15 protein-coding genes are annotated in these 13,761 nt (G+C 48.3%); 9 read left to right on the top strand and 6 right to left on the bottom strand.

Annotation, left to right across the window (positions count from 1 at the left end):
* The first annotated feature begins 45 nt into the window (after positions 1–45).
* The 6 genes from YC6258_RS26660 to YC6258_RS26635 are packed head-to-tail and all read left to right on the top strand — an operon-like array spanning position 46 to position 7,782.
* A complete protein-coding gene (locus YC6258_RS26660; protein WP_044619569.1) occupies positions 46–642 on the top strand; it encodes a hypothetical protein in 597 nt (198 codons plus the stop codon).
* 36 nt (positions 643–678) lie between these two features.
* The gene (locus YC6258_RS26655; protein ID WP_044619568.1) at positions 679–1,539 is read left to right on the top strand and encodes a hypothetical protein; all 861 of its coding nucleotides are present in this window, start codon (positions 679–681) and stop codon (positions 1,537–1,539) included.
* 3 nt (positions 1,540–1,542) lie between these two features.
* Entirely contained in the window at positions 1,543–2,649 is a 1,107-nt protein-coding gene (locus YC6258_RS26650; protein WP_044619567.1) for a hypothetical protein, read from the top strand.
* A gap of 11 nt (positions 2,650–2,660) precedes the next feature.
* Positions 2,661–4,298 carry a hypothetical protein gene (locus YC6258_RS26645; protein WP_044619566.1) on the top strand — a complete coding sequence of 546 codons (1,638 nt, stop codon included), beginning with the start codon at positions 2,661–2,663 and terminating at the stop codon, positions 4,296–4,298.
* A complete protein-coding gene (locus tag YC6258_RS26640; RefSeq protein WP_144407758.1) occupies positions 4,295–6,163 on the top strand; it encodes a hypothetical protein in 1,869 nt (622 codons plus the stop codon). The genes YC6258_RS26645 and YC6258_RS26640 overlap by 4 nt, the downstream gene beginning before the upstream one ends.
* 38 nt (positions 6,164–6,201) lie before the next feature.
* Entirely contained in the window at positions 6,202–7,782 is a 1,581-nt protein-coding gene (locus YC6258_RS26635) for a hypothetical protein (RefSeq protein WP_044619564.1), read from the top strand.
* A 137-nt stretch (positions 7,783–7,919) separates the two neighbouring features.
* On the opposite strand, the gene YC6258_RS26630 is transcribed toward YC6258_RS26635, so the two are convergent.
* The 3 genes from YC6258_RS26630 to YC6258_RS26620 are packed head-to-tail and all read right to left on the bottom strand — an operon-like array spanning position 7,920 to position 10,044.
* On the bottom strand, positions 7,920–8,408 hold the full coding sequence (locus tag YC6258_RS26630) for a GNAT family N-acetyltransferase (protein WP_044619563.1): 489 nt from the start codon (positions 8,406–8,408) through the stop codon (positions 7,920–7,922).
* On the bottom strand, positions 8,405–9,103 hold the full coding sequence (locus YC6258_RS26625; RefSeq protein WP_044619562.1) for an aspartate/glutamate racemase family protein: 699 nt from the start codon (positions 9,101–9,103) through the stop codon (positions 8,405–8,407). Before YC6258_RS26625 ends, YC6258_RS26630 begins: the two co-directional genes overlap by 4 nt.
* A gap of 2 nt (positions 9,104–9,105) precedes the next feature.
* Positions 9,106–10,044 carry a lactate/malate family dehydrogenase gene (locus YC6258_RS26620; protein ID WP_044619561.1) on the bottom strand — a complete coding sequence of 313 codons (939 nt, stop codon included), beginning with the start codon at positions 10,042–10,044 and terminating at the stop codon, positions 9,106–9,108.
* A 126-nt stretch (positions 10,045–10,170) separates the two neighbouring features.
* Between YC6258_RS26620 and YC6258_RS26615 the strand changes: the two genes are divergently transcribed.
* Both YC6258_RS26615 and YC6258_RS26610 read left to right on the top strand, forming a co-directional pair.
* A complete protein-coding gene (locus tag YC6258_RS26615; protein WP_211264595.1) occupies positions 10,171–10,788 on the top strand; it encodes an NUDIX hydrolase in 618 nt (205 codons plus the stop codon).
* 9 nt (positions 10,789–10,797) lie between these two features.
* Positions 10,798–11,298, top strand: a complete 501-nt coding sequence (locus YC6258_RS26610) for a GNAT family N-acetyltransferase (RefSeq protein ID WP_044619560.1) — start codon at positions 10,798–10,800, stop codon at positions 11,296–11,298.
* Positions 11,299–11,413: 115 nt separating this feature from the next.
* On the opposite strand, the gene YC6258_RS26605 is transcribed toward YC6258_RS26610, so the two are convergent.
* The gene (locus YC6258_RS26605) at positions 11,414–11,785 is read right to left on the bottom strand and encodes a hypothetical protein (RefSeq protein WP_144407757.1); all 372 of its coding nucleotides are present in this window, start codon (positions 11,783–11,785) and stop codon (positions 11,414–11,416) included.
* A gap of 629 nt (positions 11,786–12,414) precedes the next feature.
* Between YC6258_RS26605 and YC6258_RS30055 the strand changes: the two genes are divergently transcribed.
* On the top strand, positions 12,415–12,681 hold the full coding sequence (locus YC6258_RS30055) for a hypothetical protein (RefSeq protein ID WP_144407756.1): 267 nt from the start codon (positions 12,415–12,417) through the stop codon (positions 12,679–12,681).
* A 6-nt stretch (positions 12,682–12,687) separates the two neighbouring features.
* On the opposite strand, the gene YC6258_RS26590 is transcribed toward YC6258_RS30055, so the two are convergent.
* Both YC6258_RS26590 and YC6258_RS26585 read right to left on the bottom strand, forming a co-directional pair.
* Complete coding sequence (locus YC6258_RS26590; protein WP_044619556.1) at positions 12,688–13,284, bottom strand: hypothetical protein; 597 nt, start codon at positions 13,282–13,284, stop codon at positions 12,688–12,690.
* A 1-nt stretch (position 13,285) separates the two neighbouring features.
* Entirely contained in the window at positions 13,286–13,735 is a 450-nt protein-coding gene (locus YC6258_RS26585; RefSeq protein WP_044619555.1) for a hypothetical protein, read from the bottom strand.
* Positions 13,736–13,761 lie beyond the last annotated feature (26 nt).

Genomic DNA, 13,761 nt, shown 5'->3' with positions numbered 1-13,761 from the left:
CCTATATTCAAAGATAAGTCGACAACAGTCGATGAGGTGAGCGATATGTCTTTAAAAAAAATAGTTGGTAGTTCTTGTCTGCTACTGGCGTCTTATGGTGTCGCGGAAAAAATAGTGATTCTCGATACCATGGCGGATATTGAAGTTCAGTATACGGATTTCCAGGGTGGCGACTTTGACGTTAAGGCGGGTCGTTATGTAAGGGATGCTAACTGGGCAATTGATACCTATGGAATAGTTGCTGGTTGTCCGTTGGTGACTAAAAGTTTCGAGTTTTTTGGCGCGGATCAAACTCAGAATGGTGTTATCCGTCCTAAGCTAAAATTTGTAAACTTGAGTTGGGCAGGTTACTGGCAGAACTACCTGGATGTGCCGATGATGATTGTTCGAGTGCAGTATGATAATCAGGTTGGGGATACCATTCAGATGTTTCACTGGATTCCCATCAAACAATATATGCCTTATCTCCGTACTGAGGGTGATACCTGGTATGCTGATGCTGAACCTAATCTGTTGTTGGAATTACCTGAGACCCATTTTACCGGGGGGATTTCCAATATCTCTGTGGGTGTTTGTAATTTGATTGGTGGACTCTCCATGACTCTCGATGATGTTCGTCTCGGCTTAAAAGATGGAAATTAGTCTGTTGTTATCCAATTACAATAAAGGAAACAAATCATGAAAAAACAATTATTCATGTTGTCCGTTCTGGTGTTGTTCTGCTCTGGGAAAACAGTCGCTCAGGAGATGATCAATTGCACGAGTGTCGCAAATGTCAAAACCCGCTGTGTTGTAGATCAGCAGGCGGAGTTGGGCTACGAAATTACTTCTATGATTGGGGGTAGAGAAATAACTGAGTCCACTGAATTTTCGGTTGATTATCGACTCGACTGTCGTAACTCACCTATCTATCTGTCTCTGGTTTCAGGTACGGGCAGTGCCACTTTGATCAATGATGGTTCTGTACATACTGCTGTTGTATATGGCAAGGGTACACTGAAAGTGGTGGATACTAACCCATCAGATACTTATCGTCGTTACTACCAACAGGTATGCAGCCTTGATGTTCAGGATGTTCGGGTTCTCCCTTCACAGGATGCCATTGACCAATGGACCTATGATGCTATCGATCAGGCAGACGACATTGAAAAGAGTCTGACTTTATATGAGTTGGCTGCTGAGTATGTACATTATCGCGATTGGAGTGTCAATAAAACAGAATTATTACTGACAGAAGTAAACCGGAAAGTAACCTACTTCGAGAACCGCTGTAATCGTGGTGATGCCACCGCCTGCAGTGCCAAAGCACATTTTCAGGTTGTGGCCAATTCACTTCAGGCCCGTCTGGACAGTGATCCATCAACCTTGCCCCCAGTTGGTGCTGAGAGTGACGTATTGCTGAATTATTATAAAGAAGATCTGATCGCGGAAGTGGCTATCGGTCGGGAAATGCTTGAGCGATTTGAAGAGTGGGAAATTGCCGTCAACGAGGAACTGGATGATATTTTACTGCAGATTCCAGCTGAGATAGGAGGCTAAGCAATGAGTAAGAAAATATTGTTGGCTTTGTTGGGAATCTTAATATCTGATGCGGCACTTGCGGACATGTTGGATACCCGCGAAAAAGCGGTTGTTGCCAAGAAGGTGGAAATTAACCAGGTTAATGCCGCTTTGGGTCAGTATGTCAACGTCAAGGACCAGTACTTTTATGGTGATCAAGGGCTTATCAAACGCAATCAGGCCTTCTTCACTCAAGTGGCTGCCTGGATCAATAACTGGAAGCAAGGTATGGAGCTTGCTGATGTAGGTAGTTCCGGGCAGATTCCCGGGGCAATGGTTGAAATTGAAACCCTGATCCGAAATCAGCGTATCGCACTGGACAGTCTGATTGCCCAAAGCCGCCAGATTCAGAATATTGGTGCGGATTCCATTTCTCAAGCTGAGGTTGTTACCATGTTACCCATTAATCTGCTGGCGGAATATCCGGGTATTGCCGAAGGCGTTGCACAGTACGGTCAGGCATTGAATAACAGTGTGGTGGATATTCGTAATCTTGCCGCTGATTCCATTGCCGAACTCGAACAGATTTATCATTACAGCCCGCGGGCATTACGGGCGAAGATGAAATCCAATCTGACTGCTCGTGGTATACCCGTTGCGGATGCTCTGGCTAAATTCGACGATCTGATTTTGTATGAAGCGGAAATTGAGCCCCTGTTGCTGGAACTGGAGTCCGTTGAAAACGCCATTGATGCTTATGCACTGGAGTTTGCCTGGTTCCAGGCGACCAGCGAATTGGAGCGTGGGCAGTTATTGTGTTCGCAGGTACAGGCCAAAATAAACTCCTCGTCGGTATCTTCTGCCAGAGCGCAAAAAGCAACACAACGACAGTCCAGTCTCTGCAATACCATGGTCTCGCTGGTCGATGGACTCTCCAATACCGGATTGAGTAAGGCGGAAATGGCCTACGAATACGGTCAGATGAATAACTTTATGTATGCAGAACAGTGTCGTGAAGTGGAGTCATCTGTCGACTGTGAAAAACTGGCGGTGTTGCGTGGGATTTCCTATGACTCGGTGATGTCAATGAGTGACGACGAACTCAGGTTTTATGAGTTGGGTTGGTCAAGTCTGCAGAAAGCGAACTAAGGGGCATCATTATGAAACACGGAATTAAAAAAACACTTGTTGCCTTGGCGGTTGCCGCAGGAACGATGTTGCCGGCTTTTTCATGGGCGGCCTCAAATTGCAGCGATGACGATATTATCGAAAATCGTTTGCCTGCCATTACCTTTGTACCGTTTTCCAGAACCAACCCGGAAACCAATCTGCCATATGACTACAACGATACCATCGAAATAACGCTTGAAGATGGATCAACCAAAACCGTCAATGCGCTGGAATATCTGGATGAGCTGGACGACACGGAGTCTTCCCTTAATGCCTGGGGATATTCGTTGCGCGAGGACGGCACACCGACTATTTCGCAATTGAATTATTGTTTTGAGTCGTTACAGGATCAGGCTGGATTGATAGATGAGCAGATCCGGGAGGAGCATCCGGGCAATATGATGGATGATCTCAGCTGGAAGGAAAAATGGGATCTCATTAAAAAGGCATATGAGCAACAGGCACCTTCCTGGGATGATCTCTATGCCATGGCCGATAATGAAGACTATGAAGTGTATTTGCCGGAGGTGCCTAAATACACCGCGCCAACGGTAACCTTTGAGCCCAGGCCCATTGAGTTCAGTAAGGAAAAAACTCACACATTCTATACCGGGTCCATGAAGGGTTTTTCAGTAGGTATATTTCCATACTATAAGTTTGGTGCCAGCAAAGTTGAGGCCGTAGCCGAAGCCGGTGTGAAAGTGGATGGTAGTCTGGCAGGACAGTGGACCGGCAATATTGCCACTGTAAAACTGCATGGACGTTCACCGGGTAGCGGTCCTATGAAGGTGGATTTTACCGCCAGTGCTTTGGATGGAAAAATTACCTGGAATAAACCACTGGTTGAATACGGTTCGTTACGTTACGAGGATTCGATCAAAGATGGTATCACCAAGTCCGTCAAATACCGCTTCGCGGTCGGACCGATTCCCATGAGTGCGGAGTTGGGAATGTCCGGTGAGGTTGGATATCGTTGGGGCTTTGAACTGTATGCGCTACAGGTGGGTGCCTGGACCGGTCCATGGGCAGCACTGGATGCCTGGGCTCAGGTAGGTGTTGATGTCTGGATCGGTGGTGCCGGCGTGGGTGGTCAGTTAACGATTGCGCACTACAGCCTTACGTTACAGGGTAGCGGTCAGTTTGAGTGGGTAGAGGAACCGCAGATTCGCTTCCAGATAGCCGCATTATCAGATTTGAACCTGTTGAGTGGTGATATCTACGCATTTGCCTGGATTAAGTACCCGAGCCCAACCTGGAAAAACCCGTTCAGGCTCAAGAAAAAGGAATGGCGTCATTCATTCTTCAGCTGGACCGGATATCACAACCAGGGAACATTGTTTGACTATTCGGCTGTTTACAACCGTTATGGGCTGGTCGCTCAGGGAGATCTTTCCATTGAGGATATTGCAGAGGTGGACCTCGTCAATCGAGAGGCGGCTATCGAGCAGGCTGAGATGGATGTCGCTCAGGAAGCTCACTACCTGGCGCAGTCGGTTTACAACATGTTGAATCAGAATGACTCTCGAAATATTCCTCAGGTCGCCGGCCAAATTGTTTCCGCCTCGGAGACGACCCGTGCAAATATTGACGAATACTGGCAGTTAATGAGCGAATGGATTGAGCTATGAAAAAGACGCTGGTTACAGCAACAGTCTTGATTGCTGCTGTTACCGGCGCTTTCCTGTACCTCTTCTCTGTGGAGGAGAGGGATTCAGGAGCGTCGGTCGCGATGATTCATCCGGATAACGCACAATCACACGATCAGTCATCGGTTTCTGAAAACGAACAAATGCCAATGGATCTGACACTGTGTCAGAGTGATCCGGTAACCTATGATTATCAGTATTCCAGTCATGGTCAGTATTTTGATCAGATGCAGGATGCCCAGTCGAATGAACTGGTTCTGGAAGCGTCGGGTCGTGTGACCGTTAGTTGTGAACCCTATCATTCCGGGTATCAGCAGACCTGGTATTTTTCCCCCGCACAATTTTCTCAGAATGGTCAGGGGATGTTTGCCAGGGTTGCCCGGCCTGAAGTCCTGATGCAGGATGGTTTGGCTGTACTGGTTTCTTTGACAGAGGCCTTTCAGATAGAAGAGTTCACCACCGGCGATTATGACACCATGAGTCTGCACCTGGTAAAGGATATTCTGAATTGGAGTCGGTTTACCAAAGGTAAAGGAATGACCTGGCAAGCTGAGGAAATGGATATCAATGGCGTGTCTGATGTCCGGTATCAGGTCAGCGCCACCCGGCCGGATGTCATTGTCCGTAAATATCGGCGTTATCCGGAAAAGGCACCATCAATGCTCTATCACGACGATCAACCTTTTGTAACGGTGTCTGATGACAGCGTGACGGAATACGTTTTTCATCAGCAATACCTGCAGTCAGTCAACAGTCGCTATACCTTTATTTTTAAAGACCAGACTAAAACACTGTCGACGACTCAAACCATATTTGAGCTGAATAAATCAAATCAATTGCTGGCAATACCGGACGGCGCTTTGGCATTTGGCAAGGTTTATACCGACAACCTTTCCTCGGATATCTCCATCGAACGAAGCGATCGTCTTACTCAACAAAAAGCTCTGGGTACGGATAATTGGAATACCTTGCAGGACCGCCTTGCCTATATGTCTCAAGACCAGGTGGCGGATATGTTTTTAAAACTTCGGGCACTGTTTCGTTTACAGCCGGAAACCATTGGTGTTGCGGGTCAGTGGTTGCTGCAACATCAGCCCGATGATGTTTCGTTTGCACCAGTGGCCATGGCTTTGGCCCAGAGCGGAAACAGCCTGGCGGTTGAAGCGCTGGCGAACAGTGCGACAAAGCACGATCAGCTAAATGCCAGACGCTATCTGCTGGGTCAGGTAGGACTATCGATTGATTCTACGGTTGCTGTGGATGAAATACTCTATCGATTAATCGATCAGAACACGGGAGAGATTCCTCAACTTGCCAAGCTTGCATTGGCGAATATGTCGGCGACCACAAAGGCACAGCAGCCGGAACGTTATCAGAATAACTACGAATATGCGGTTGCGGATCTTCAAAAGGCCAAGTCTGAACGGGAAATCATAAATGCTCTGCATGTCATTTCTAATTTTGCAGCAGAACATAATCTGGACTTGGTTCGGCCGTATCTTGAGAGTGACCGCCCTGCACTTAAAATGGCTGCCTATCTGGCATTGCGCCAGGTACCGGGTACGGCAGTTGAAGAGATTTATATGAGTTCGCTCAATACCTCACACAATGAAACTGAGCAGCTGGCCGTAGCGATTGAGCTGGGTTTTAGAGAAGTGAGTGAAACCTCATTAAAATCGCAGTCAGAAATACTGAAAACCAGCCATTCGGAAGAACTGAGGTCGGTCCTGCTGGGAAATCTGGCACTCGCGAAGGAAAAATATGGATGGATCAAACCACTGCTCGCCAGTGTCGCGGAGCAGGATCCGGCAGAGGCTGTCAGGTTAAAAGCCAAGAGCTTGTTGTAATCTGAATCAAAAAACATATGTATGAGATGGAAGCAAGTATGAAACGATTATTTTTAGGGTTGGCCATAACACTGCTATTGCATGGTTGCGATAACAGTTCTGATGATGGCGATGTCGTTGTCATTCCTCCCCCAGATGATAACCCAACCAAACCTGCGTTGGATTATTCCAACACAGGTGATAAATACCTGCCGGGTGTTCGGGCCGTGGTTGCGCAGATTCATGATTTTCTGGATACGCTGCCTGACTGTAACGATAATCCGGCCGGTATGGAAAATGCCGATCTTTGTGATACCGGGGAGTACTCCATTCAGGAGGTTTTGTTCCCAGATGCGCAGAAGGTCGGAGAAGTAAGGTGGTGGTCGTCACAAAAAATGGTTAATGACGTAACAATCTCCCGTCAGGCAAATTCCGGGGCTGAATTATCCAACCCAAAAGTATTACTGATAGATTCTGGTGTAGCGTCAGCCGCTCTGCGTTACCCTCAGCGTATGCTTGCGATGTATGACTGGGTGTTTGAGACGGAGGACAATACCCTGCGGGTCGGTTATCAGCATACGACGGCTACCGTTCAGACCTCGAAGGCACGTTATCAAATCCGAGCGGAAATTCTGGGGAAAACCGATGCCTTTGTGCCCTCCACAGAATTAACGCGTGAGTTGGACAGGACCCGGTTTGCAAAATTGCCGACTGATTATAACGGTGATACACACGGCAGCCTGACCTTGAATCTGCTGGCAGATTATATTCCGGCAGCTGAGTTCGTTACGCTTGATTCATTTGGGAAAATTGTATTTCCCGATCAAGTGTTGTGTAGTCTTAGTGATACCGTCGTGGATAGTTATGTAGATTACACGATAAGCGTGTTAACCGATATCATCGAGCGTCATCATATTGATTACGTCAATTTATCTGCTGGTTTAATCAAGCAGGACTTTAAGGATAAGCTACTTGGTGTTTGTCGGTTGCAAAGCTATGAATCCAAGGATGTTCTCCGGTTACAACAAGCATACACCCGCATTCTGGTCGGCATTGCGAATCAGACTGTTCTGGTTCAGGCCGGGCCAAATGGTGCAGCCTACCGGATGACCACTTCAGAAGACGGACAGGATCCCGCATCCGAATATTATGCTGACTGTATGGATATCGATAACCGTTTCCGGACTGGCTATCTCATTCAGAGTTATCTGAATGATGGCAGCTTGCCGGTATTGCCGTCTGAAGGTGTCAGTTATAGCAATGGTTATGATGATCTGGTCAAACCATCTCAGTTGGAAATCAAAGGTTGTGTGGATGGTTACTTTAATACTGGCTGGCGTGAAAATTATGCTGATCTGCCTTCGTTTGGGCATTATCCCATTCTGTATGGTGAGGATGGCACCAATGCGGGTCCGATGTCGTCGATGAAAACATCTTTTATCAGTGGTGTCGGTATTGCCTATATAGAATACATCGCCCGCACCAGGGATATCAGTCGCTCAGATGCACTTAAGTCTCTGAAGGAGCGTAAAGTCGATGCAGATACACCCTGGCTTATGGATCCCATGCGTCATGCAGAGTTGCCGGTGTGTGTTGATTTTCCTGATGCCTGTGAAAACTGGGATAGTTTTTCACTGTAATAAGCCACGGCTCCCGTTAATAGCTGCCCGGCATTTGCCGGGTGGCTGTCAGTCAGGAGGTCCGAGTCTGGTCAACTCGTGTTTCGGTATTTTCGCCCGTCAATCCGCAAAAAGAATATTCTTTAATTCTCCGGTTTTTATAAATCTTTAACCATCCAGATGTCACAACCATTGTGAATGCTGCCAGCCAAAGGTGCGTCCAGGCGTTCAAAGCCCATTTTTTGATAAAGTGCGATTGCGGCGGTCATGTTGGACAAGGTATCAAGATAACAACGTTGGTAGCCGGTGTGTCTGGCGTAGTCCAGACAGTGTTCGACAATTGCTTTGCCAAGACCTAAACCACGGCCCCGCGGCAGGATAAACAGTTTTTTGAGTTCGCAGACTTCAGTGCTGTGGTTAAGTGCTGCTATGCCTCCACCGCCAATGATGGTCTGATCCAGCCGGGCGACAAAATAACGGCTGCGATCCTGCTCCCGGTAGTGATGGCTCATGGCGGCCACCTCTTCATCAGAGGGGCCAAAACCTTCACCAATGGCACCGAATTCCTGTCCGACCTGGCGGATAATGGCGGCGATGGCAGCGTCATCGGCAGTTGATATGGTGGTAATCGAATGTTTGGTGGTCATGTATTGCCTATCGCTTTTTCCACGGCCTGCAGTGCGTGGATGTGAGTGGTATCAAACAACCGGGCACGGGTATCACTTGGCCGGATGAGCATGCCGATCTCTGTACAGCCGAGAATCACGCCTTCTGCTCCCTGGGCGGTGAGATCATCGATGATGCGTAAATATTGTTGCCTTGATGCCAGACTGATCTCACCGAGGCATAACTCCTGGTAGATGATGTCATGCACGATCTGACGATCCGGTGGACTGGGAGTTATGACTTCTATGCCGTAACGGTCCGTCAGACGCTGGCGGTAAAACGCCTGTTCCATAGTAAATGCCGTGCCCAGCAGGCCGACCCGTTGGATGTTTTCGGTACGCAACGCTGCACCAGTGGCGTCGGCAATATGCAGCAGGGGGATCTGAATGTTCTGTTCGATCTGCTCAGCCACCTTATGCATGGTATTGGTGGCGATGATCAGAAAGTCCGCACCGGCAGCTTCTATGCTTTGTGCGGCAGAAGACAGGAGTTCTCCAGCCTGCTGCCAGTTGCCTGCCTGTTGAAGTGTTTCAATCACAGCAAAATCCACACTGTTGAGGATAATCGCCGCGGAATGTAATCCACCCAGGCGATGACGCACGGCTTCGTTAATGGTGCGGTAATAGGTAGCGGTACTTTCCCAGCTCATACCGCCCAGAATGCCAATGGTTTGCATGATTACAGTGGTCCGATGTCGGTTAAGGTTTCACTGAGAGCCGAGGCAATCGCCGACAAGGTTGCCTGTTCCTCTGAGGTAAACGGGTGAATCAGGATTTTCTCAATCCCGTTGCGGTTAACCACCGCCGGCAAACTCAATACCACGTCATTCAGACCATATTCTCCCTGTGGCATGACCCCGACTGGTAATACTGAATGTTCATTGATCTCAATGGCCTGAATAATTCGAAACACGCTCGCAGCAATGCCGTGACTGGTGTTTTGCTTGAGGCGAAAGATTTCATAACCAACCTGACGGACTTCTTCCAACAGCTGATCGGGCTGGATTTTCTCTATGCCATTCTGCTGGCAGAAATAATCGATGGGCTGACCCGCCACGCTGACCAGACTCCAGGGCATAAAACAGTGACTGCCGTGCTCGCCGAGGATGTAGCCAAATACGTTTTTCGGGTCGACGCCCACCCGATCACTGACCAGCTTCATCAGTCGGGCCGTATCGATGATACAACCGCTGCTGATCACCTGATGCGGCTGAAAAGGCGTATTGGCAATGATGGAATATGCGGCGATGTCGCAGGGGTTAGTCACCACGATCAGAATAGCATTGGGTGAGTACTGATAAATCTGACGGGCAATGTCGACACAGATCCGCGAGTTAACTTCCGCCAGTTCCAGGCGTGATTGTCCTGGTTTGATTTGTTGTCCGGCGGTGATGACCACCACTTCGGCATCCGCGAGCAGTGCATAATCGCTGCCGGATTTCAGGGCGGTGTTTTTACTGAATGTCAGCGCATTAGTGTGGCCAAAGTCCATCAGCTCACCGCGTGCCCGGTCCTCGTTGCGGTCGAGCAGTACCAGCTCCCGGCAGCTGCCCAGGGTGAGTACGTAGTCGCAGATACTGGTACCGACCATACCTGCGCCGATAATGCCAATCTTCATAATCGCTGTCCCCTGATGAGATGAGAGTGCGCAGTATTCAACGGTTGCCGGCAGGACTCAACCACTGTTGTTGTTTTGAAGGTGAAGGTGGTAGTGTGAAAACTTGTGAATGAACTGGAAACTGACATGATGAATCCATGGATTGAATGGGTAAAACAGTTGCAGGCTGTGAGTCAGGCGGGAAAAGCGTATTCCAAAGACCCGTATGACCTGGAGCGTTTTGACAGCATTGCCGACATCGCCTATCAGATGTTTTCACATCTGAGCGGAGCGCCGGTGGAGCAGATTCAGAACCTGTTTATGCCGGAAACCGGCTATCCAACACCCAAGATCGACTTGCGCGCCGGTGTGATTGAGGATAATAAAATTCTGCTGGTCAGAGAACGTGAGGATAACTGCTGGACTCTGCCTGGCGGCTGGGCAGACGTGAGTGAGACGCCTTCCCATGGGGTGGTGCGTGAAGTCCTGGAGGAATCGGGTTATGTGGTCGGGCAGCCGCGCTTGGTCGCCATCAGAGACCGGGCGGTTCATCCCTATGAGCCGGTATTTCCATTTCATATTTACAAACTGTTTTTCATCTGTCAGCTGGTTTCCGGGAAGCCGGTCATTAACACCGAAATCTCAGAAATCGGCTTTTTCGAGGCTGATCAGTTGCCTCCGTTATCGCGTAGTCGGGTGTTGCCGGAAGACATCCACATGATCTTTGCTCATGCGCGTGAATCTCTGCCGGTTATCGTTGATTAAGGAGCTACCATGTCGATTGAATTCCGCCCGTTGATCCGGAGTGATCAGGAGCAACTTTGGAACTGGCTGCACATTGCCTTATGGGATCCACCGCCTGCAGCACTGCGCCCGCGTTCGGTGTTGCAGGATCCCGGTGTCCGCATATATGCCGAATACTGGGGGATGCCCGGAGATGTTGGTGTGGTTGCTGTTGTGTCCGGTCAGGAAGCAGGTGCCTGTTGGATGCGGCTGTTACCCGAAGGAACAGGATTGGCATATGTTGACCAACAGACACCGCAACTGGGTATCGCTCTGGAATCGCCCTTTCAACACCAGGGACTGGGCCGGCCTATGATGATGGCGGCGTTAGAGGCCGCCTGGCAACATGGGTATCAACAGGTATCGCTGACCGTACATCCACAAAATCCGGCAATCGCTCTTTACCGTAAGTGTGGATTTCAATTTCGGGAAACACGTCGAGATTATTGGTTGATGGTGGCACAAGCGGAAGGTCAGGTGTCAGGTCTCTAAGCAGTGGATTGTTGTACCGACAAAGGAAACCGTTCTTATGTTAATCGTGTGATGCCGGGACGCACCGAGTTGTCGGACCACATCATTGGCTATAGCCTATACCGGCTCTTGGAAATTAAGCGGTCCGACGATTCGGTGTTTTGCGTAACACCGCCAGACTTTCTGGAGTGACAATTAATAATGCACTTCCTAAAAAAAGAAATAGCCAGCCGGGTTCTTGTTGAAGTTGATCAATGTGCCTCAGTATCCAATATTCACCCGTTTTTTCGTCATAACTGCCGATGATCAATGCATAGATAAATAAACAAGACACGAGAATAAACAGAACAATGGATACGGTCAGTGCAGATTTAGTGGCTTTGATGTTATTTAATCCAAATACCAACACGTATGGGCTCAGATAGATTGGTAATCCCAACCAGCTAAACGCGTTAAAAAAGCTGTTCGAAGATGAGTGCCCGGAATCAACGGGAATAAAATATCCCATTAACCAGATGATTATTCCGGCTGCTGGCAGGATAGTTTTGGTTGTCATCACCAGCGCTGTTTTGTTTGATTTGGATGACGCGATTATGCTGATTTACTCCTCAAGGTCTTCGTTAATATTGATCAGTCATCGAATATCAGCTGTGAGATGTCGTTTACCCTACTGGCTGAGTATGTCAGTGAAGTTTGAAGCCTTCGCCCAAAACGGCGATGGTAGATAGCAGTACCAGTGTTTCATCCTGAATAGTCTCCGCCCGTTGCCATTTGTGTTTATCGGAATAACCACTTCCAAATATTCCTGAAAAAAATGAGGACTGAGCCTAGTATGACGAACAAAGCTATTCCAGCAAAGATCGATAAACAGGTGATCATTTTCCATAGTATTGATGTGAAGAGTATCAACAGCTTAATCACACCCATGATCAGAATATGCAAGGTGTACACTAAGATCATAGTCAGGCCGGCAACAGGAATAAACGTGCAAAAAGATCAGCAACGGATCATAGGGTTTTACTGTTATGATGTGGCCAAGATGATGCAACTTCCCTCCATTGCTATATAGGTTCCATAAGAACCAGCCCATAGGAGCTGTCACCATAAAAAGAACCAAATATGACACAAAGAATATAGATGGCTGCCGATATAGCGCTTGCAAAGATCCCCACAGAGATCTTTGGAACCTCTGAAAAATGGCCTGTTTTCGCGCAGGACTTTGTCAGCCCCATTCTCACATCCTCATTTACTTCAGTAAACTGCGGTGTTGCGAGTGGTGCTTCCTCGCCTGCATCAAAACTATTCCTGTTTTTCAGAGGCCCCTTTTTCAGCGATGGTCTCGGCATGAGCTACATCCGGATTCTGAACGCTATTGATGTTATTCGGTATGTGTTCAGTTTGTGATTCCATTTATGAACGTATTAACTGGTCCAGTGGCTCAAGTGTGCCTGCCAGTCTCATAAGATTGCGAATAAAGCTGCCTGTAAACCACAATATCAGGGGGATTACGGGAATTAACAGGAGCAAAAAAATGTCACGCATCGGTTGTTGAATGGCGTGGGTCAGTGTTTGGGTAAACAATAGAAATGCTAGTACCGGAATTAAAATACATTGCCAGATGTGAGCCCGGTACAGGCGATCAGCAAATAACATGACAGGTTCGCTGTGACTGCTCAAGCCCCGTTGCAGAGTGCTTATCCATTGCGAAAGATATATTGGCAGGGAAAACAGGTTCACTATTGGAAATGCCGTCAGCCCGGCAATCAATACCGGAGGTGCCGCGCGACTGTGAGAAGGGATAATTTTCCACTGTCCATAACTGAGCAGAACGATTGCTAACCAGAATGACAGGCCGGTTAAGGTCATACTCCATTGCGCGACCGGCCATGCAACCTCACGAATAGAGCGACCTTCGGTCAGTACCAAAAACGTGGCAAACAGACTCACCACCATTGCGATCAACGCCATTACCGTTAGCGTGACAATCCATTGAGCAATCGCTTTCACTTTAGAGTTCCTGTGCAGATAACTGACTATTGGTTGCTTTGGTTTGTAAGCTGGCAAACCATGACATGATTGCTTCTTTGGCATGGGTTTTGTCATGACTTGAGAGCAGACCGGTCGCGATAATGACCGTGGTCTGGTTTGACAGTTTCACTTCAACACCGCGTTTGTGTCTGGTTATATCAACCATGTCTGAGGCCGGAATAAAATTCGGGCTGTGTATTGGGCCGGTGCTATAGGTGATTCCATTGGCAGCAATGTGAATCACCGGTTCGCCCTTGCTGCCCATTAAAAACCGGCCACCGGCCAATACCCCTAATAAACAGGGTGTCGCTGACCAGAATGATATTCCGGCAAGCAAAATGCCAATGCCTGCCAGCAGAGAGACGGCCGCGAGACAGGCATATGCGACTCTCCAGGGCAGGGCAAGGTAGTAGTTTTGTTCGATGGTCATGTTTTCTCCTTAAGTAAGTAATATTC

The organism is Gynuella sunshinyii YC6258 (genome assembly GCF_000940805.1).
In the GTDB taxonomy this organism is placed as follows: domain Bacteria; phylum Pseudomonadota; class Gammaproteobacteria; order Pseudomonadales; family Natronospirillaceae; genus Gynuella; species Gynuella sunshinyii.
Note: the sequence above shows the minus strand (reverse complement) of the source record. Positions and strands in the feature narration are given on the sequence as shown.